Source organism: Rubrimonas sp. (assembly GCF_036788415.1).
Lineage (GTDB): Bacteria > Pseudomonadota > Alphaproteobacteria > Rhodobacterales > Rhodobacteraceae > Rubrimonas.
In genome coordinates, this window is record NZ_DAIQNN010000016.1 from 1 (window position 1) to 20,275 (window position 20,275).

Annotated in this window: 15 protein-coding genes; 6 read left to right on the plus strand and 9 right to left on the minus strand. The window is 69.9% G+C overall.

The annotated features are described in order from the left end of the window. The 7 genes from scpA to V7Q31_RS06255 all read right to left on the minus strand — a co-directional run. On the minus strand, window positions 1-2,102 hold a 2,102-nt coding region (gene scpA, locus V7Q31_RS06225; protein ID WP_333832825.1), incomplete at its 3' end, for a methylmalonyl-CoA mutase. A gap of 95 nt (window positions 2,103-2,197) precedes the next feature. Next, entirely contained in the window at window positions 2,198-4,228 is a 2,031-nt protein-coding gene (locus tag V7Q31_RS06230) for an acetyl/propionyl/methylcrotonyl-CoA carboxylase subunit alpha (protein ID WP_333832826.1), read from the minus strand. Window positions 4,229-4,256: 28 nt separating this feature from the next. Then, complete coding sequence (locus V7Q31_RS06235; RefSeq protein WP_333832827.1) at window positions 4,257-4,667, minus strand: hypothetical protein; 411 nt, start codon at window positions 4,665-4,667, stop codon at window positions 4,257-4,259. Between the two features lie 26 nt (window positions 4,668-4,693). Next, window positions 4,694-4,981, minus strand: coding sequence for a hypothetical protein (locus V7Q31_RS06240; protein WP_333832828.1), 288 nt, complete (start codon window positions 4,979-4,981; stop codon window positions 4,694-4,696). Window positions 4,982-5,212: 231 nt separating this feature from the next. Then, window positions 5,213-5,545, minus strand: a complete 333-nt coding sequence (locus V7Q31_RS06245; RefSeq protein WP_333832829.1) for a hypothetical protein — start codon at window positions 5,543-5,545, stop codon at window positions 5,213-5,215. A 522-nt stretch (window positions 5,546-6,067) separates the two neighbouring features. Next, complete coding sequence (locus V7Q31_RS06250; RefSeq protein WP_333832830.1) at window positions 6,068-7,600, minus strand: acyl-CoA carboxylase subunit beta; 1,533 nt, start codon at window positions 7,598-7,600, stop codon at window positions 6,068-6,070. Between the two features lie 138 nt (window positions 7,601-7,738). Continuing rightward, window positions 7,739-8,062: a hypothetical protein gene (locus V7Q31_RS06255; protein WP_333832831.1), complete on the minus strand. Its 324-nt coding sequence runs from the start codon at window positions 8,060-8,062 to the stop codon at window positions 7,739-7,741. Between the two features lie 147 nt (window positions 8,063-8,209). Between V7Q31_RS06255 and V7Q31_RS06260 the strand changes: the two genes are divergently transcribed. Beyond that, entirely contained in the window at window positions 8,210-9,202 is a 993-nt protein-coding gene (locus tag V7Q31_RS06260) for a DMT family transporter (protein WP_333832832.1), read from the plus strand. On the opposite strand, the gene V7Q31_RS06265 is transcribed toward V7Q31_RS06260, so the two are convergent. Together V7Q31_RS06265 and V7Q31_RS06270 are read right to left on the minus strand one after the other, a co-directional pair. Then, a complete protein-coding gene (locus V7Q31_RS06265; RefSeq protein ID WP_333832833.1) occupies window positions 9,117-12,242 on the minus strand; it encodes an efflux RND transporter permease subunit in 3,126 nt (1,041 codons plus the stop codon). The two genes, V7Q31_RS06260 and V7Q31_RS06265, sit on opposite strands and share 86 nt — an antisense overlap. 3 nt (window positions 12,243-12,245) lie before the next feature. Continuing rightward, a complete protein-coding gene (locus V7Q31_RS06270) occupies window positions 12,246-13,409 on the minus strand; it encodes an efflux RND transporter periplasmic adaptor subunit (protein ID WP_333832834.1) in 1,164 nt (387 codons plus the stop codon). Window positions 13,410-13,524: 115 nt separating this feature from the next. On the opposite strand from V7Q31_RS06270, the gene V7Q31_RS06275 reads away from it, so the two are divergent. From V7Q31_RS06275 to V7Q31_RS06295, 5 genes are all read left to right on the plus strand, one after another. Continuing rightward, complete coding sequence (locus V7Q31_RS06275) at window positions 13,525-14,187, plus strand: TetR/AcrR family transcriptional regulator (protein WP_333832835.1); 663 nt, start codon at window positions 13,525-13,527, stop codon at window positions 14,185-14,187. 103 nt (window positions 14,188-14,290) lie between these two features. After that, window positions 14,291-16,054: an ABC transporter ATP-binding protein gene (locus V7Q31_RS06280; protein WP_333832836.1), complete on the plus strand. Its 1,764-nt coding sequence runs from the start codon at window positions 14,291-14,293 to the stop codon at window positions 16,052-16,054. 32 nt (window positions 16,055-16,086) lie between these two features. Continuing rightward, the gene (locus V7Q31_RS06285; protein WP_333832837.1) at window positions 16,087-17,943 is read left to right on the plus strand and encodes an ABC transporter substrate-binding protein; all 1,857 of its coding nucleotides are present in this window, start codon (window positions 16,087-16,089) and stop codon (window positions 17,941-17,943) included. Continuing rightward, window positions 17,940-19,115 carry an ABC transporter permease gene (locus tag V7Q31_RS06290; RefSeq protein WP_333832838.1) on the plus strand — a complete coding sequence of 392 codons (1,176 nt, stop codon included), beginning with the start codon at window positions 17,940-17,942 and terminating at the stop codon, window positions 19,113-19,115. Before V7Q31_RS06285 ends, V7Q31_RS06290 begins: the two co-directional genes overlap by 4 nt. 3 nt (window positions 19,116-19,118) lie before the next feature. Further along, window positions 19,119-20,258: an ABC transporter permease gene (locus tag V7Q31_RS06295; RefSeq protein WP_333832839.1), complete on the plus strand. Its 1,140-nt coding sequence runs from the start codon at window positions 19,119-19,121 to the stop codon at window positions 20,256-20,258. The last annotated feature ends 17 nt before the right edge of the window (window positions 20,259-20,275 follow it).

Genomic DNA, 20,275 nt, shown 5'->3' on the forward strand with positions numbered 1-20,275 from the left:
TTCCGCGCCGCGTCGGGGATGTTCGTGCCCGGCCCGAAGATCGCCTTCACCCCCACCCCGTGCAGGAACTCATAGTCCTGCTGCGGGATCACCCCTCCGCAGACCACCAGAATTTCCCCGGCCCCCGCCGCCCGCAGCGCCTCGATCAGCTTCGGGGCCAGCGTCTTGTGCCCCGCGGCCTGCGAGGACACCCCGATCACGTGCACGTCGTTGTCGATGGCGTCCCGCGCCGCCTCCTCCGGCGTCTGGAACAGCGGCCCCACATCCACGTCGAAGCCGATGTCCGCGAAGGCCGTGGCGATGACCTTCGCGCCCCTGTCGTGGCCGTCCTGCCCCATCTTGACCACCAGCATGCGCGGCCGCCGCCCCTCCGCCGCCGCGAAATCCTCCACGTCCTTCTGGATCGCGGCAAAACCGTCGTCGCCCTCATAGGCCGCGCCGTAGACGCCCGCGAGCGTGCGCACCTCGGCCCGGTGGCGGCCGAACACCCGCTCCATGGCGTCCGAGATCTCGCCGACCGACGCCCGCGCCGCCGCCGCCTCGATGGCCGCCGCCAGCAGGTTTCCGCCCTCGCGCGCCGCGCGCTCCACCCCCTCCAGCGCCGCCGCGCAGGCCGCCGCGTCGCGGGTGGCGCGGATGCGCTCCAGCCGCGCCACCTGGCTGTCGCGCACGGCGGCGTTGTCGATGTCGAGGATGTCGATGGAGTCCTCCTTGGCGAGGCGGTACTTGTTCACCCCCACCACCACCTCGTCGCCACGATCCACCGCCGCCTGACGGCGCGCGGCCGACTCCTCGATGCGCAGCTTGGGCATGCCGGAGGCGACGGCCTTGGTCATGCCCCCCAGCGCCTCGACCTCCTCGATGATCGCCCAGGCGGCCTCGGCCATGTCCGCCGTCAGCTTCTCGGCGTAATAGCTGCCCGCCAGCGGGTCGATGACCTTGGTGACCCCCGTCTCCTCCTGCAGGATCAGCTGGGTGTTTCGCGCGATGCGCGAGGAGAACTCGGTCGGCAGCGCGATGGCCTCGTCGAAGCTGTTGGTGTGGAGCGACTGCGTGCCGCCCAGCGCCGCCGCCAGCGCCTCGTAGGCGGTGCGGACGATGTTGTTGTAGGGGTCCTGCTCCTGAAGCGACACGCCGCTGGTCTGGCAGTGGGTGCGCAGCATCAGGGATTGCGGCTTCTTCGGCTTGAGCTCCGCCATGATCCGCGACCACAGCAGGCGGGCGGCGCGCAGCTTCGCGGCCTCCATGAAAAAGTTCATGCCGATCGCGAAAAAGAACGACAGCCGTCCCGCGAAGGCGTCCACGTCCATGCCGCGGGCCAGCGCCGTTCGCACGTACTCCCGCCCGTCGGCCAGCGTGAAGGCCAGCTCCTGCACCAGGTTCGCCCCGGCCTCCTGCATGTGGTAGCCGGAGATCGAGATCGAGTTGAAGCGCGGCATGTGCTCGGCGGTGTAGGCGATGATGTCGGCCACGATCCGCATGCTGGGCTCGGGCGGGTAGATGTAGGTGTTGCGGACCATGAACTCCTTGAGGATGTCGTTCTGGATGGTCCCCGACAGGTCGGCATCGGTGCAGCCCTGCTCGCGGCCGGCGACGATGAACGACGCCAGCACCGGGATCACGGCACCGTTCATGGTCATCGACACCGACATCTCCTTCAGCGGGATGCCGTCGAACAGGATCTTCATGTCCTCGACGCTGTCGATGGCGACGCCCGCCTTGCCCACATCGCCCACCACGCGCGGGTGGTCGCTGTCATAGCCGCGATGGGTGGCGAGGTCGAAGGCCACCGACAGCCCTTTCTGCCCCGCCGCCAGCGCCCGGCGATAGAAGGCGTTGGACGCCTCCGCCGTCGAGAACCCCGCATATTGCCGGATGGTCCAAGGCTGGCCCGCGTACATCGTCGCGCGGGGCCCGCGGGTGAAAGGCGCGAGGCCCGGCAGCGAGCCGAGATGGTCCAGGCCGGCGAGATCCGCCTCGGTGTAGAGCGGCTTGACGTCGATGCCCTCGGGCGTGCGCCAGGTGAGCGCGTCTGGCGTCCTGCCGCGCAGCTCCTTTGCGGCGAGGGCTTCCCACGCGGCGAGGTCGGGCTTGTCGGTCATGGCGGCGTCTCCCGGATCAGGACGGAGTCAGGATAGCGCGGACGCCCGCCGGCGGGGACCGCCGGGGCCGGGGTGCGACGAAGACGGTGCGACGGTCACTCGAATTCCATGATCACGTCGTCGACCGCCAGCGAGGCGCCGGGCTGGGCCTTGACCTTCGCGACCCTGCCCTTGCGCTCGGCACGCAGGATATTCTCCATCTTCATCGCCTCGACGATGGCGAGTTGCTGTCCCTCCTGCACCTCGTCGCCCTCGGCCACGGCGATCGAGACCACGAGGCCCGGCATCGGGCAGAGCAGGAATTTCGAGGTGTCGGGCGGCGCCTTCTCGGGCATCAGCGCCGCAAGCTGCGCCAGCCGCGGCGTGCGCACCTGCGCCTTGAGGTCGACGCCTCGATAGCGCAGGCGGAAGCCCTCGGTCAGCGGATCGACCTTCACGGCCATGGCGACGCCGCCGACCTGCGCGCGCGCCAGCGTCTGCCCCGGAGACCAGTCGGTATTGACCTCGAAGGCATCACCCTTGCCGAGGTCGAGCCCCGCGGGAACGCTCGCCCCATCGAGCCGAGTCATCAGCATGACGCCGAAATGGGCACGGGCCGCCCAGAAGGCCCCGCCGAAGCCGACCACCCAGTCTGTCCCGACCTCGCGCTCGTGGTTCGACATGGCGCCGGACACGCGGGCGTCGCGCTTCTCGCGGACGATGCGCAGCGCGACCGCGAGCGCCGCGAGGCGCGTCTGCGCCACCTCGCCGATGGCGGCGCCCTGGAAGCCGTCGGGGTATTCCTCGGCGATGAAGGCGGTCGAGATGTCGCCCGCGACGAATTTCGGGTGGTCCATCACCGCTGCGCAGAAGGGCAGGTTGTGGCCGATCCCCTCCACCTCGAAGGCGTCGAGCGCGCAGCGCATCTCCTCGATCGCCTCGGCGCGGTCGCGGCCCCAGGTGCAGAGCTTCGCGATCATCGGGTCGTAGAAGCGGCTGATCTCGCCCCCCTCGAAGACGCCGGTGTCGTTGCGGACCCGGGTGTGGTCGAGCTGCGGGCCCGCGGGCGGACGGTAGCGGGTCAGGCGGCCGATCGAGGGCAGGAAGTTGCGGTAGGGATCCTCGGCGTAGAGGCGGCTCTCCATGGCCCAGCCGTCGATGCCGACATCGGCCTGCGTCAGCGGCAGCTTCTCGCCCGCCGCGACGCGGATCATCAGTTCGACGAGGTCCAGGCCGGTGATCAGCTCGGTGACAGGGTGTTCGACCTGCAGGCGGGTGTTCATCTCGAGGAAATAGAACTTGCGCTCGGCGTCGACGATGAATTCGACCGTCCCGGCCGAACAGTAGTCGACCGCCTTGGCCAGCGCCACCGACTGCTCGCCCATGGCGCGCCGGGTCGCGGCGTCGAGGAAGGGCGACGGGGCCTCCTCGATGACCTTCTGGTTGCGGCGCTGGATCGAGCATTCGCGCTCGTTGAGGTAGAGGACGTTGCCGTGCTTGTCGCCGAGCACCTGGATCTCGATGTGGCGCGGCTGGGTGACGAACTTCTCGATGAAGATCCGGTCGTCGCCGAAGCTGGCCGCCGCCTCGTTCTTCGAGGACTGGAAGCCCTCGCGCGCCTCCTGCGCGTTCCAGGCGATGCGCATGCCCTTGCCGCCGCCGCCGGCGCTGGCCTTGATCATCACCGGATAGCCGATCTCGCCGGCGATCTTCACCGCCTCCTCCGCGTCGGCGATCAGGCCCATGTAGCCGGGCACGGTGCTGACGCCCGCCTCGGCGGCGAGCTTCTTCGAGGTGATCTTGTCGCCCATGGCGTCGATGGCCGAGGAGGGCGGGCCGATGAAGGCCACGCCGGCCTCCTCGAGGGCGCGGGCGAACTCGGCGCGTTCCGACAGGAAGCCGTAGCCGGGATGCACGGCCTCGGCCCCAGTCGCGCGGATGGCGGCGAGGATCTTGTCCATCACGATGTAGGACTGGTTGGCCGGCGGCGGGCCGATGTGCACCGCCTCGTCGGCCATGCGGACATGCAGCGCATCGCGGTCGGCGTCGGAATAGACCGCGACGGTGGCGATGCCCATGCGCCGCGCCGTCTTGATGACGCGGCAGGCGATCTCGCCCCGGTTCGCGATCAGGATCTTCTTGAACATGGCCCGCCCCTCGCTGTCCCCTGCGCGTTTAGCGCAGGGCGGCGTCCGCGGACCATCGGCCCCAGCGCCGCACTGCAGCGTGATGAAAGATCTCGGACAACGCGTCCAGCGTCCGCGACGACGGACGAGCCCGGTCGACAAAGGCTGCGGCAGCCATGAAACGCCAGCCCTCATCCCCGCACGCGACGGCCGAGACCGGACAAAGGCCGGGCGCATCGCGCAGCGCGCGCCAAATCTCCTGCCTCAAAGCGGCCACGGCGCGATGCGATGCCATTCCGACACCGCTCCCGCCGGGCCATGGCGCCGACAGGCCCACCACCGCCCCGAGGCGAGCCGGCGCGCGGGCGAGGATCAGCGGCGCCTGCGCCACAAGGTCGGGCGCGGCATATACGGCGAACCGGCCGGCGGCGCGGTGGGGACGGGCGATGATCGCCGCCACGAGCTCCCGGGCGTCCGGCAACGGCGTCAGCGGTCGTCCCTGCCGCCGATGGTCATCACCGCCACGGCCATCGCCACCGCGCCGCCCGTGAGCCCGAAGGAAGCGGCAAGCACAATGAGCGCGAGCCAGCCGGATGATGACCTGTCCAGCAACGTCCCAAGCTGGCCGACGTCGGTCCAGAGCAGGCCCAGCAGCAGCGTCCAAGACGCGGCGATGCCGGTGGCGCAATGGCGGGCGAGGAAGCGGGTCAGTCGCCAGTCGACAGGTTGCTGCGGCGTCGGGCCCGAAGGCGGCTCGTATTCGTCATCGCCCACGTAATGCCCACCCTGCAGCAATGCCGACCGGCCCGAAGGTGACGGCGAACACAGTCGCCAGCAACGCCATTGCGAGCTCGCCCTGATCGGATCGGTCCATCAGGGTGCCTATGTGGCCGACATCCGTCCAGACCAGCCCGAGAAGTGCCGCCCAGCCTGCCGCCACGCCGTCCGCGGCCCTGGCAAGGAGGAACCGGCTCTCGGTGTTTGCCGAGCACGGGGTCGGATCTCTCACGGCCGGCGGCCCATGTACCGCGCCTCGCCCCGACGGGCGGCCGCATCGGCGGCATGGGCGCGCGCGGCTTCGCCCGCGACATTCATCCAGCCGATGTGCGCACCGGTGATGGCGAAGGCGACGCCGGTTATGCCCCAGATCATCGTCATGGCCATCATGCCGATCGGCGTGGCCATGGCCCAGCTTGCGAGCCCCCCGAAATCGCCGAGCGCGACGGCGAGCAGGTAGCCCCAGCCAATCCCGAGAGCGATGATCGCACGGCCGACGATATGCAGAAAGTCGCGGATGCCGAGGGGCGCGAGCGCCTCCCGTTGCTTCTGATGCGGCATGATGCTGCTCCGCCCGGCGGCCCTGTCATGTGGGATCTAGCGGGCAGAAGCCCGCCGTCCACCGCGAAGGCCCGCTTGGAACGGCCCGCGCGTCAATCGGAAGGCCGTTGGGAGGCGACGTCCGGCCTCCGGGCAGGGACTGTCGATCTCGACCAGAGCGCCGGGCGCGGGTGCCGTTGCGCGCACCGCGGTGCGCGCAGGCAGGAGGTCCGGCGAAAGGATGCCGCGCGGGCGGCGTTTAGGGCAGCATCGCGGCGCTCGATCTGCGTCAGGAAGCAGCGCGCCTGCACGGCAACCTCAAGGGAAAGCCCCAAGCGGCGCGAACGCCGCCTTCAGGTTGCGCATGCTGCGGCCATCTGCTGCGCGAATCCCTCCGGCAGAGGCGCGTCGGGGGCCGCTGGGCGTTCGGCATATGGCCCGCTGCGAAAACCCAGACGACGGCATCGGCCGCGTGTCCGCATGGCGCCCGGGAGACGCGGGCACCAAGGATCGCGTTGGGAACGAGAACCTCGAGGGATGGCGTTAAAGCGGCAGGTTGTCGTGCTTTTTCCACGGACGCTCGATCCGCTTGGTTCGCAGCGCGGCGAAGGCGCGGGCGACCCGCTTGCGGGTGCTCATCGGCATGATCACCTCGTCGATGAAGCCGCGTTCGGCCGCGACGAAGGGATTGGCGAAGCGGTCCTCGTAGGTCTTCGTGCGCGCTGCGATCTTCTCCGCGTCGCCCAGTTCGCTGCGATAGAGGATCTCGGTCGCGCCCTTGGCCCCCATCACCGCGATCTCGGAGGTCGGCCAAGCGTAGTTGACGTCGGCGCGCAGGTGCTTGGAGGCCATGACGACGTAGGCGCCGCCGTAGGCCTTGCGGGTGATGACCGTGACCTTGGGCACGGTGGCCTCGCCGTAGGCGTAGAGCAGCTTCGCGCCGTGCTTGATGATGCCGGCGTATTCCTGCGCCACGCCCGGCAGGAAGCCCGGCACGTCGACGAAGGTCAGCAGCGGGATGTTGAAGGCGTCGCAGAAGCGCACGAAGCGCGCGCCCTTGCGGGCGCTGTCGATGTCGAGGCAGCCCGCAAGCACCATGGGCTGGTTCGCGACGATGCCCACAGTCTGCCCCTCGAGCCGGCCGAATCCGGTGATGATGTTCTTCGCGTAATCCTTCTGGATCTCGAAGAAGTCGCCCTCGTCGACGACCTTCAGGATCAACTCCTTCATGTCGTAGGGCGTGTTGGGGTTGTCGGGGACCAGGGTGTTGAGGCTTTCGTCGACGCGGGCGGGGTCGTCGTGAAAGGGGCGGACGGGGGGCTGATCGCGGTTGGACAGCGGCAGGAAGTCGATCAGGCGGCGTACCTCGGCCAGCGTCTCGACGTCATTCTCGAAGGCGCCGTCGGCGACCGAGGATTTCGAGGTGTGGGTCTTTGCGCCGCCCAGTTCCTCGGCTGTGACCTGCTCGTTGGTGACGGTCTTCACCACGTCGGGGCCGGTCACGAACATGTAGCTGCTGTCGCGGACCATGAAGATGAAGTCGGTCATCGCCGGGCTGTAGACCGCGCCGCCGGCGCAGGGACCCATGATCACGCTGATCTGCGGCACCACGCCCGAGCCTTCGATGTTGCGCTGGAACACCTCGCCATAGGCCGCGAGCGATCCCACGCCCTCCTGGATGCGCGCGCCGCCCGAATCGTTCAGCCCGATCACGGGTGCTCCGTTGCGGATGGCCATGTCCATGATCTTGCAGATCTTCGCCGCATGCGTCTCCGACACCGCGCCGCCGAACACGGTGAAGTCCTGAGAGAAGACATAGACCATGCGGCCGTTGACCGTACCCCATCCGGTCACGACGCCGTCGCCCGGGATCGTGGTGCCGGCCATGTCGAAGTCCACGCAGCGGTGGGCCACGAACATGTCGTATTCTTCGAAGGATCCCTCGTCCAGCAGCGCCTCGATGCGCTCGCGCGCCGTCAGCTTGCCCTTGGCGTGCTGGGCGTCGATGCGGCGCTGGCCGCCGCCGAGCCGGGCCTCGGCGCGGCGGTCCTCGAGTTGCTGGAGGATGTCCTTCATGGTTCCGTCTCCCCTCGGCGCCGGCGGGCGTCAGCGCGGCGGATGCTGATAGCGCGAAGCGCGGCGCAGCAAAACCGTCATCGCGCTTCGGGCGTGCCGCGGTGCGGCGAAGCGGCGATCCTGCACCGCGCGCGGTCCTCAGCGATCCGTGAGTTGTGTCACGGTCAGTTCGATGACCGACCAGTTGGTGCCGATGCCGACAAGGATGCAGAAACCACGAGCGGAAACGCGCGGCGTGTCGACCGTCAGCGTTGTGCGCACCTGATTCGTGGCGACGCGGACGTCACTGCGGACGGCGATGTCGTCGGCCGCGACAGCGCGATCGGCCAAAGGGCCGCGATCGGCCGCGAAGGCGCGGCAGGCGGCGCGTGCGGCGTTCCACGCGCCGCTCGACTGTGCCATGGCCGAACCGGCCGACAGCATGGCGACGGCCCAGAGCAGGGCGGAGGATCGCAGGCGCATCGGTGTCGCTCCGGTCACAGTCGGGCGCTTCGCTCCTAGCACTGCGCGCCGGCGGGCGGAAGCGACGGGACCGCCGCGGGGCGCATCGCCCTTGCGCGCGCGCCCGTCCACGGCAAGGGTGCCGCCCGCACAGCAGGGAACCCGTCGATGACAGACGCCGCAGCGCCCGCGACCCGCGCGCCCGACGTGGCGGCCGTCGCCATGGGCATCGCCTTCGCGGTGATCTGGTCATCGGCGTTCAGTTCCGCGCGCATCGCCCTGCTCGACGCGCCGCCCTTCCTTTTCCTGACCGCGCGCTTCGCCGCGGCGGGTCTCGGGGCGGTGGCCGTGGCGCTGGCGCTGGGACAGCGCCTGCCGCGGGGGCGGAGCGCCTGGAGGGCGGTGGCGGTGTTCGGGCTTTGCCAGAACGCCCTGTATCTGGGGTTGAATTTCCTCGCGATGACGGAGGTTCCGGCCGGCCTCGCGGCCATCGTCGCCAGCGCGTTGCCGCTTGCGGTGGCGGCGCTCGCATGGGCGACGCGGGGCGAGCGCCCCTCGGCGCTGGGGGTACTGGGGCTGGCGGTCGGGTTCGCCGGGGTGCTGGTGGTGATGGGCGGTCGCGTGCAGGGCGGCGCGCCGGTCTGGGGCCTCGCGGCTTGCGTGGGCGGCGCGCTGGCGCTGGCGGTGGCGACGCTGAGCCTCCGCGGAGCCTCGGCGGGCGGCGGGCTGCTGATGGTGGTCGGTCTGCAGATGCTGGTCGGCGCCGCAGCGCTCGCCCCTGTCGCGCTGGCGCTCGAAACGACGGAGGCCGTGCGCTGGACGCCGCGCCTGGGGCTCGCCTTCGTCTACATCGCGCTTGTCCCGGGGATCGCGGCCACCCTTCTGTGGTTCGGGCTGGTGCGGCGGATCGGGGCGGGCCCTGCCAGCGCATTCCACTTTCTGAACCCGGCCCTCGGCGTGGGCATCGCCGCACTGGCACTGGGCGAGCCCGCGACCTGGGTCGATGCTGCCGGCGTCGCGGTGGTGACCGTCGGCATCGCCTGCGTCCAGATCGCGGCACGCCGGGACCGGGCCCCTACTCCGCCGCCAGACGGACGGGAACGGGCCGCGCCTTCGCCCGCTGCCGCCGCCCGGCCAGCAGCGAGAAGGCCGGGGGCGTGAACCAGAACGAGACGACGGTCGAGAGCAGCACGCCGCCGGCAATGGCCATCGCGAAGGGCGGCCAGAAGCCGCCGCCGGCAAGGATCAGCGGCAGGAAGCCGCCGAAGGTCGTAACTGTGGTCGAGACGATGTGGCGGCCCTGGCGCATGACCACGCCGCGGATCGCCGCGCGATCGCCCGCAGCGGCTTCCGCGTCCTCCTGCAGCGCCGTGAGGATGATGATGGCGGCGTTGATCGAGACGCCGACCGACCCGATCACCCCGATCAGCGCCACAACGCCGAACGGATAGCGGAAGACCGCCAGCGCCAGAAGGCTGAGGCCCATGGCGAGGCCGCAGACGACGAAGGCCACCGCTGACAGCCGCCAAGAATTGAAGGTCACGACGATCGAGGCGACCATGCCGACGACGACGATCCCGAGCGTGGACATCAGGTTGCGGATGGTTTCATCCCGCGCATCGGTGTCGCCGCCCCATTCGATGCGATAGCCGGCGGGCAGCGACAATGGCGCAGTGGCCAGCCGCTCCTGCAGCAGCGACAGGGCCTCGTCGGGCAGAACGCCATGTTCGAGGAAGCCTTGCACGGTATTGACCCGTTCGCCGTTGCGCCGGGCGATGGCGGTCTCTGCCGGTTCGAGCCTCGGGGTCCCGAGCGCGGCAAGCGGGATCGGCGACCAATCGCCCGCCAGCGCGGCAGCGCGCGCGCCGGCCGGCGCGACGGTCAGGGCCGCGATCGCGGCCGCATCGGCGCGATCCGCCGCCGGCAGGCGCACGCGCACTGGCATCTCCTCCGGCCCCTCAATCAGCGAACCGCCGAGCGCGCCCTCCCCCAGCGCCTGCACCTGTGACGCAACCTCGACCAGAGTGAGGCCCGCAAGTCGCGCCGCGTCCGCGTCGAGCAAAAGGCGCAACTTAGGCGCGGTGCCGGCGAGTTCCGCGCGGGCATGGGTGACGAATGGCGTCTCGGCCATGCGCAGGCGGGCCTGCTCGCCAAGCGCGCGCAGTCCGTCGAGCGAGGGGCCTACAAGGCGCAACTCGAGCGGCGCATCGACGGGCGGCCCCTGCTTTAGCCCGCGCACAAGCGCGCGAGCCTGCGGAACGCCCGCATCGAGGGCGCGCTGAAGCCGCGGCACGGCGGCGTCCGTGGCGTCGGGCGAGACCGTCGTGACCAGCGCCTCGGCGAAGCTCGGATCGCTGTCGCGGTTGGCGAGCATGTTGTAGTAAAATGCCGGCGCGCTTCGGCCGATGGACCACTGGACGGCGACAACCGCCGGATCGCCGCGCAGGATCGCCTCGGCCGCGCGTGCCGCCGCGTCGGTCTCCCGGATCGAGGCGCCGCCCGGCAGTTCCAGTTGCACATGGAACTGGTCGCGCTCGACGCCCGGAAAGAACTGGGCGCTCAGGGTCGGCAGGGCGAGGAACCCGACGATGGCCGGGGTCGCCGCCGCCGCCATCGCGAGACCGCGCCAGCGCAGGGCCGCGTCGAGCGAGGCCGCGAACACACGGGACACCACGGCGGCCCGGATGCCGTCGCGCCACCAGCGCGGGGCCTCACCGACCGCGGGCAGCATCCGTGCCGCCAGCGCAGGGGTCACGAACAGCGCCAGGCCGAACGAGATGACCAGCATGGTGATGACCGAAAGCGCGATGGCCCCGACGAAGTTTCCCGCCGGGCCGGGCAGCGTCGCCATCGGCAGGAAGGCGAACACGGTCGTCGCCGTCGAGGCCGCCAAGGGAGTCGCGAGACGCCGGACCGTCCCCTGCACCGCCGCCAGCCGCGGCGCACCTGCCCCGATCCGCCGGCGCATCTCGTCGGTGGTCACGATGGCCGCGTCGACCAGCAGACCCAGCGCGACGATCAGCCCCGTGACAGACATCTGGTGAATGACCACACCAAGCTTCTCGAGCACGAACAGCGCGCCGAGCGCCGTCAGCGGCAACGTCGCGCCGACGATGAGCGCGGAGCGCCACCCCATCGAGACGAAAAGCACCACAACCACCAGCGCCACCCCAAGGGCGAGGTTCCACAGCACATCGGCCATGCGCGCCGCCGTGTAGCCGCTCTGGTCGAAGGCGAGGCGCACCTCGAGACCCGCCGGCGCGCCGGCGGCAAAGGCCTCGACATCCGCGCGAAGGCGCGCGGCCCAGCGGTCGACCTGCCGGTCCTCCTCCATCCGCGCGGCCACCAGCACGGCGCGCCGGCCCATGTCGTAGGCGATCTGGTCCGGCGGGTCGGCTGGGGTGCGGGTGACGCGCGCCACGTCGCCCACCCGCAGGGCGCGCCCGTCCGGTCCGCCCGCCAGCGGCGTGTCGCGCACGCGATCGAGGCTGTCGATCTCGCCCGCCACCTCGATCAGGTAATCCGCGCCCGGCCCGCGCACGCGCCCGGCCGCGACCTTGGCGTCGGCGGCGCCGATGGCGGCGGCCACGTCCGCGGGCGTCAACCCGAGCGCGGCGAGCGCGTCGGCGTCGACCTCGACCAGCACCTCCTCGGCCGCGGCGCCGTAGAGTTCCACCCGCTTGGTGTTCGGCGCCTGGCGCAGGCGCTCCTGCAGCGCGCGGGCGGTGCGCGACAGCACGCCGATGGGGGCTGCGAGCCCGTCGCGGGCGGTGATCGACGCGATGGCCGTGAAGGCGCCGGTACGGTCGTCGTCGAACAGCGGGGCCACGACACCGGCCGGCAATTCGGATGCCACGTCGCCGAGCGCGTCGCGGATCTCGGACCACACCTCGGGTATGCGCCTCACGGGCGTGAAGACCGACAGCTCGATCTGGATCGACGAGACGCCCGCGCGGCTGACCGACTTGATCTCCTCGATCTCCGGAAGTTCGCGCAGCCGCGCCTCGATCTTCTCGGTCACGAGCGCCTCGACCCGGGCGGGGTCCGCCCCGGGATAGCGGGTGATGACAGTCGCGAACAGGTTGGTGATGGTCGGATCTTCCTGCCGCCCCAGCGTGCCGAGGGCATTGAGGCCCAGCGCGACCAGCGTCAGCAGCACGAGGGCCAAGTACCGGGGTCGGCGGTGGAGCAGCGCGCCCATCCCTCAGCCCCCGTCAGCGGGCAGCGGCGTCACGCGCTGGCCCGCCACGAGGCGGTGCACGCCCTCCGCCACAAGCAGCGCGCCGTCGGGGATCGCCCCGCGCACGAAGGCGCTGCCGTTCTCGACATGGAGCACTTCGACCGCTTCCGGTCGGGCGACATGACCTTGCTGCCCGTCCGGCACAACAAGCATCACGGCCCACAGTCCGCGGATGCCTTCCTGCAAGGCGACGAGAGGCACCCAGGCGCCGGGTTCGTTCTCACTGCGCGGCAAGGCGAGGCGGACGATCTCTCCCATCGCAAGCGCGGCGTCCGATGGCAGGTCGACGACGAGGGCACGGGTGCGCGTCGCGGGATCGATGTCGGGAACGACCGCGCGCAGCCGACCCCCGATCGGGCCGGTTCGCGTGTCGATCATCAACTCGGTATCGGCGGTCAGCGTGGCAGCCAGCGCCGCAGGCACGCCAACCCTTGCCCGCGGCCGGCCGGTTTCGTGGAGCGTGACGATGGGCGCGCCTGCGGCGACCACCGCCCCTTCGTCGCGCGCGCGCGAAACAACCGCGCCGGCAAAAGGCGCGCGGAGCTCGGATTTGGCGATGTCGAGATCGATCGCCGCAAGTCGAGCATCGGTCTCGCGGATGCGGGCCAGCACGGCATCGACAGCAAAGCGCGCCTCGTCGAGCGCCTGCGCGGTATCGAAACCGCGGCCGCTCAGCGCGCTGCGCCGTCCGAGGGTCGATTCGGCCAGTGCCAGATCGGCCGCCAGGACATCGCGCGCCGCTTCCAGGCGCGCGCGCTCGCGCTGCAGCGGTTCGGTGTCGAGGCTGGCAAGCAGAGCCCCGGCTGCGACCGTGTCCCCTTCCTGCGCGAGCACCGCGACCACGAGGCCGGGCCGCTCGAAACCGAGCGCCGCCTGTCGCGCGGGCTCGACCCGTCCCACGAAGCGTTCGGTCCAGGCAAAGCCGGGCTCGATCCTCAGTCTCAGGGCGCGCACCGGCAGCGGCGCTGGCGCGACGGCCTGCGCGGCAGCGGCAGCCACCCGCACGCGCATTGCATCAAGACCGAGATGCGCGGCGCCGAAGATGGCCACCGCGAACAGCAGCGCCCCCGTCCACGCGCGGATCCGGCGCGACCTCGCGGAACCGGAGCCGGCTTGCGTGTCTGGCATCGTGCGATCTCCGGTGGACGTCGCCGCCCGCGCGGCGTTAAGTGAGACGGTCTCACTTTCTATGTAAGCTGGCAAAACATTTTTTGCTGCATCGCGGGGTGGAGAGTAGCGCGGGATGGGCGGACGGCAGAGCGACAAGGCGGCAGGATGCAAGGGTGGGCGTGCGCCCTACCACCACGGCGACCTGCGCGCCGCGCTCATCGATGCCGCGACCGACCTCATCCGGGGCGGACGCGTCGAAACCTTCACCGTCGCCGAGGCTGCGCGCCAGGCCGGGGTCAGCAGCGGCGCCCCCTACCGCCACTTTGCCGACCGCGACGCGCTGCTCGACGCCGTCGCCGCCGCGGGGTTCCTGCGCCTGCAGGCCCGCACCGAAGCTGCGAGCGCGGAACACGGGCCCGGCACGCTCGACGGGTTGATCGCAAGCGGCCAGGCCTATGTCGCCTTCGGCGCCGAGGAACCGGAACTGTTCCACCTGATGTGGGGCGCGACGCGACCGCACCTCGAGAACGGCATCGCCACCGAGACGGGGGCGCGCTGCTACGCCGCCTTCATCGCGCGGCTGCAGGGGGTCATGGGAGCGCAAGGGCTGGGAACCCGCGACCCGCATGAATTCGGCGCGCCGCTCTGGGCCATGGTGCACGGCTTTGCGGGGCTGCTCATCGGGCGCAGCCCGATGCTCGGCGCGGATCTGACCGGGGTCCAGAACATGGCGGACCGGTCCGCCCGGGCATATTTCGCAGGGTCGCGCGTTGATGCGGAGGGGTCAGCGCGTTGACGCCATGGGGGCGCGCGAAAACGTGAAAGCGTTTGCCGGCTGGCCCGTGGGCGGTGCATAAAGCCGGCCGGGAACCACGGGGTCTTGCATGGCTGATCGGCCTTTGCTGTCGGTCGAAGGGCTGACGATCGGCTTCGGCGGACCGTCCGGACCGCTCGCGCTCGATGACGTTTCGTTCTCGCTGCGGCGGGGCGAGACCCTGTCGCTGGTCGGTGAATCCGGATCGGGCAAGACGCTGGCCGCCCGCAGCCTTCTGGGAATTCTGCCGCGCGGGGCGCACATCCGCGCCGGCCATGCCATCTTCGTCGATCGAGATGGCGCGAGCGATCTGCTGGCACTGGGCGATGCGGCGCTGCGCGACATCCGCGGGTCCCGCATCGCAATGGTGTTCCAGGAGCCGATGAGCGCGCTGTCGCCGTTGCACAGCGTCGGCGAGCAGGTCGCCGAGGCGGTACGGCTGCATCACGGCGCGACCCGAGCCGCGGCGGCGGAGCGCTGCATCGAGGTCTTCGCGGAAGTGGGGTTCCCGGACCCGGATCGGGCCTACGCGGCCTACCCCTTCCAGCTGTCGGGCGGACTGCGCCAGCGGGCGATGATCGCGATGGCGATGGTGTGCCGCCCGACGCTGCTGATCGCGGACGAGCCGACCACTGCGCTCGACGTGACGACGCAGGCCACGGTGCTCGACCTCATCCGCCGGCTGCAGGCCGAGACGGGCATGGGCGTGCTGCTGATCACTCACGACCTCGGCGTCGTGGCCAATGTCGCCGACACCGTCGCCGTGATGCGGGCCGGCCGCGTGGTCGAGGCCGGACCGGTGACGGCCGTGCTGGGCGCGGCCGGACATCCCTACACGCGAGCGCTGATGGCAGCGACGCCAACGATCCCGGAGGCACCGTCCTGCCGCGTGCCGACGGCGCTCGACACGATCCTGCAGGTGTCCGGGTTGAACAAGACCTATCCCGGGCGGCGACTGGCGCTTGGCCGCCGCGCGCCGCCGGTGACGGCCGCCATCGACGTGGGCTTCGCGCTCGAACGCGGGGCCACGCTTGCGATCGTCGGCGAATCCGGGTCGGGAAAATCCACCATCGCGAGGCTGGCGCTGCTCGCGGAGATCCCCGATCCCGGATCGCGCGTCGTCTTTCGCGGTCGGGACGGGGTCGAGATCGACATCGGCAGTGCCGGTCCGGAAGCGCTTCGCGCCTTCCGCCGCCGCGCGCAGATGGTGTTCCAGGACCCTTTCGCGTCGCTGTCGCCGCGCATGACGATCCGCGACATCCTGACGGAGCCGCTGCGCGTCCACCGGATCGGAACCCCGGCCGAGCAGCGCGACCGCGCGGCGGCGCTGATGGCCAGGGTCGGCCTGTCGCCTGACCATCTCGGGCGCTTTCCGCACGCTTTCTCGGGCGGACAGCGCCAGCGCATCTCGATCGCGCGGGCACTTGCGCTCGGGCCCGAACTTCTTGTCTGCGACGAGCCAACCTCGGCACTCGATGTCAGTGTGCAGGCGCAGGTGCTTGATCTTCTTGCAGAGTTGCGTCGAGAACTCGGTTTGTCGATGCTTTTCATAAGCCACAACCTCGCGGTTGTCGCGGGCATAGCAGATCATGTCGCCGTGATGCGTCGCGGCAGGATCGTCGAGTCCGCACCGGTGGACCGTCTGTTTCTCGCGCCTGTGCATCCGTACACGCAGGCGCTGATCGCCGCGTCGCCGGTTGCGGATTGCGAAGCGCGGCTCGATCTCGCCGCGGTTTCACTGGGCGCGGGCGAGCCGGAAACCTGGCCCGAGCGCTTTCGGGTCGGCGAGCACGCCGTTCCCGCGCTGCGCGAGATCGAGGCCGGCCATTTCGTACGGTGCGCGGCATGAGGCGGCGCGATGTCCTCACGGCGGCTCTCGCGATGGCCGCTGGCGGCGTTCCGCGCGCGCGCGCGACGGCGGAACCGCCGGCGCTGGCGAGGGCGGTGGCGACCGGTGCCCTTCCGCCAGCCGTGGCGCGCCTGCCGCTCGATCCGCTCATCGTCGATCTGCCAGCGCGCGGACGGGCCTTCGGCGTCCATGGCGGCGAGATCCGCACGTTGATCGGCACTCCGCGCGACGTGAGGATGGCCGTCGTGTACGGCTATGCGCGGCTTGTCGGGTATGACGACAGTTATGCGCTGGTCCCCGACATCCTGCGCCAAGTCGAGGTCGAGGATGGCAGGGCATTCACCTTCCGCCTGCGGCGGGGGCATCGCTGGTCCGACGGCCACCCCTTCACCACCGAGGATTTCCGATACTGGTGGGAGGATGTGGCCCTGAACCCCGACCTATCCCCCGCTGGCCCGCCAGAGTCGATGCTGGTGGATGGGGCGGCGCCGGTCGTCAGCGTGATCGACGAGGTCACGATCCGCTATGTCTGGCCGAAGCCGAATCCGCGCTTCCTGCCTGCGCTGGCGGGCGCGCGTCCTCGCGACGTGTTCAGCCCGTTCCATCGCATGCGCCGCTTCCACGCCCGCTATGCCGACCCCGACGCTCTGGCGGCCGAGGTGGCGGCCGACAGCGCCCGAAGCTGGGCCGCGCTGCACAACAAGCGCGACGATCTCTATGCCTTCGACGATCCGGACCTGCCGACGCTGCAGCCCTGGCGCAACACGACCGCACGCAACAGCCAGCGCTATGTTCTTGAACGGAACCCTTTCTACCACCGTGTCGATAGCGAGGGGAGGCAGCTTCCCTATGTCGACAGGATCGAGATGATGGTCGCCTCCGGCAGCCTGATCCCGGCAAAGACCAACCGGGGCGAGGTCGAACTTCAGGCGCGGGGCCTGTCGTTCTCGGACGCGCCGGTGCTGCGAAAGGGCGAAGCGTCCGGCGGATACCGCACGCAGCTGTGGCGATCGGGCTACGCCTCGGAGATTGCGCTTTATCCGAACCTGAATGCGAACGACGCGGTCTGGAGGGGCGTGCTCCGCGATGTGCGGGTACGCCGGGCGCTGAGCCTTGCGATCAGCCGCGAGACGCTCAACCGGTCGCTTTATTTCGGACTGGGCCGCCCGGCGGCGATGGCCGCTCTGCCGGAGAGCCCTTTCCATAACCCCGACCATGCTCAGGCCTGGACGCAGTTCGACCTCGATGGGGCGGCATCGCTTCTGGACGCGGCGGGACTCGATGCACGGCGCGGGGGTGTGCGCCTTCTGCCGGACGGTCGGCAGGCCGAGATCGTGGCGGAGACGGCTGGCGAGAGGCGCGAGGAACTCGATGCGCTGGAACTGCTGGCCGAGATGTGGGCCGAAGTGGGGCTTCGGCTGATCTTCCGCCCGCTCGACCGCGACATCCTGCGCAACCGTGTCTATTCGGGCGACTCGATCCTGCCGGTCTGGTTCGGCTGGAACCTCGGCATCCCGACCGCGGATGCGGTTCCCAACGAGGTCGCCCCAGTGGATCAGGTTACCTTCACATGGCCAAAATGGGGCCAATACGCACAGAGCGGCGGCAAGCTCGGCGAGCCCGTCGACGTTCCCGAGGCGCGCAGACTGCTGGAACTCTATCAATCCTGGACACGGTCGCCTGACATTGCCGGACGCGCGGCGGCTTGGCGAGAGATGCTGGCGATCCACGCCGACCAGGTGTTCGCGATCGGCCTCGTCGCCTCGGCCCCGCAGCCGGTGGTTGTATCCAAGAGACTGCACAACCTACCGGAATCGGCCGTTTTCGCTTGGGAGCCTGGTGCCCATTTCGGGGTGCACCGCATCGATGAAGCCTTCTTCGCGCCATGAGCGGCATCGGGATCGGCAGTCGGGGTGCGCTTCGCATCGCAGGCTACGGGCTTGCGGCACTGGGCGGAGCCGTCGGGCTCCTGCCGGGCCCGACACCGCTCTGGGCACTCGTCACGCTGACCTGTGGCGCGGCGCTCGCACTCTGGGCGGGGGGACCTCTCGGAGCCTACATTCTGCGGCGCATCGCGGCCATGCTCGGCACGCTGCTCGTGGTGTCGGCGCTTGTTTTCTTGATCATCACGCTGCCGCCTGGCGACTATCTCTCGAACCAGATCGCCGAGTTGCGCGCAACGGGACAGGAGTCCGGTGTTGCGCAGGCAGAATTCCTTGTTGCGGAATACGCGCTCGACCGACCGCTGCCGGAGCAATACCTGATATGGCTGGGACTGTGGCCGGGGCCGCGCGGGTTCTCGGGGATCCTCCAAGGCCATTTCGGCCAGAGCTTCGCACTGGATCGGCCCGTGCTCGAGATTGTGGGCGAGGCGATGGCCTTCACCCTGGGGCTCAATCTCGCGGTGGTGCTGTTCGTCTATGCGCTTGCGTTGCCACTCGGGGTTATCGGGGCCATGCGTGCGGGGACCTGGATCGACCGGACGGTGTCGGTGGTCAGCTATCTCGGCCTTGCGACTCCCAACTTCCTGCTGGCGCTGCTGCTGATGTACTACGGCAACAAGGCGGTCGGCTTGCCGATCGGCGGCGGCATGGCGCGGGAGTTCATCGGCCAGCCCTTGAGCGTCGAGAAGCTCGGCTCGATCCTCCTGCACCTCATCGCGCCCGTATTCGTCATCGGCACCGCTGCGGTTGCCGGCATGTCGCAACGGTTGCGTGCCAACCTTCTCGACGAATTGGGCAAACCCTACGTGGTGACCGCACGCGCCAAGGGGTTGGGCGAGACGCGGGCGGTATTGAAATACCCGCTGCGCGTGGCGCTGAACCCTTTCATCGCCGATATCGGCAACCTTCTGCCGCAACTCGTGTCGGGCGCGGTGCTGGTATCGGTGGTGATGAGCCTTCCGACCATCGGGCCGATCCTTCTGTCGGCCTTGCGCTCGCAAGACGTCTTCCTGTCGGGCTTCATCCTGCTGTTCGTGTCGGCGCTGACCCTCGTGGGCATGCTGCTGTCGGATCTGCTGCTGGCCCTCGTGGACCCACGAATCCGGCTCGGAGCCTGAACCATGCGCGATCCCGACGCTCATTGGGTCTCGCCCGAGGCCGCCGCCCCCGCGCCGCGCGCCGATGCCGCGGCAGACCTGCCGCTGCGCGCCCTGATCTGGCAGCGGTTCCGCCGGCGACCGCTGGCGTACTGGGCCGGCGTCTATCTGGCTGCGATCTATCTTGCCTTGCCATTCATCGGCTTCTTTGCACCCTATGCTCCGAACGAACGGCATGAGACCAGGATCTTCGCGGCACCCTCGCCGCTGGCGCTGTTTCACGACGGGCGATTCGTCGGCCCGCACACCTATGCGACGCGCGAGGTATTCAATCTGGACACGTTCCGGATGGACACCGAGGCTGATCGCTCCAGGCCGTTGCCGCTGCGGTTCCTCGCGACCTGCGGTCGGCCGCACGCAATTCTCGGCATCTTCGAGTCACGGTTTCGCGTCGTCTGCCCTCCGGCGGACGGTCACTTCTTCCTTCTCGGGGCCGACCGGCTGGGGCGCGACGTGCACAGCCGCATCCTGTGGGCGGCGCAACTGTCGCTGACCGTCGGGCTTATCGGCGTGACGGTCAGCTTCGCCATCGGCCTCGTGCTTGGCGGCATCGCGGGCTATTTCGGCGGCATGGTCGACGCGGCGGTCAGCCGGACCATCGAAATCGTGCGATCACTTCCGGAGCTTCCGATCTGGCTGGCGCTGTCGGCGGCCATCCCGGCCAACTGGGGGCCCGTGAGCGTGTTCCTCATCATCTCGGTGATCCTAGGCCTGCTCGACTGGCCGGGGCTAGCGCGCGCCATCCGGTCGAAGTTCCTCAGCCTGCGCGAAGAGGATTATGTGCGCGCGGCCGAACTGATGGGGGCCTCGCCCCGGCGCATCATCGCGGCGCACATGATGCCGAACTTCATGAGCCACATCGTCGCCAGCGCCGCGCTCGCGGTGCCCGCGATGATCCTGGGCGAAACCGCGCTGTCCTTCCTGGGCTTGGGGCTGCGGGCACCGGCGGTGTCGTGGGGCCTGATGCTGAACGATGCGCTCGACCTGACGGTGGTCGAGATCTACCCGTGGCTGCTGTGGCCGCTGGCGCCGGTGATGATGGTTGTGCTGGCCTTCAGCTTCCTCGGCGACGGCTTGCGGGACGCGCTCGACCCCTACAGTTGACCGCCCGCAGGCTGACG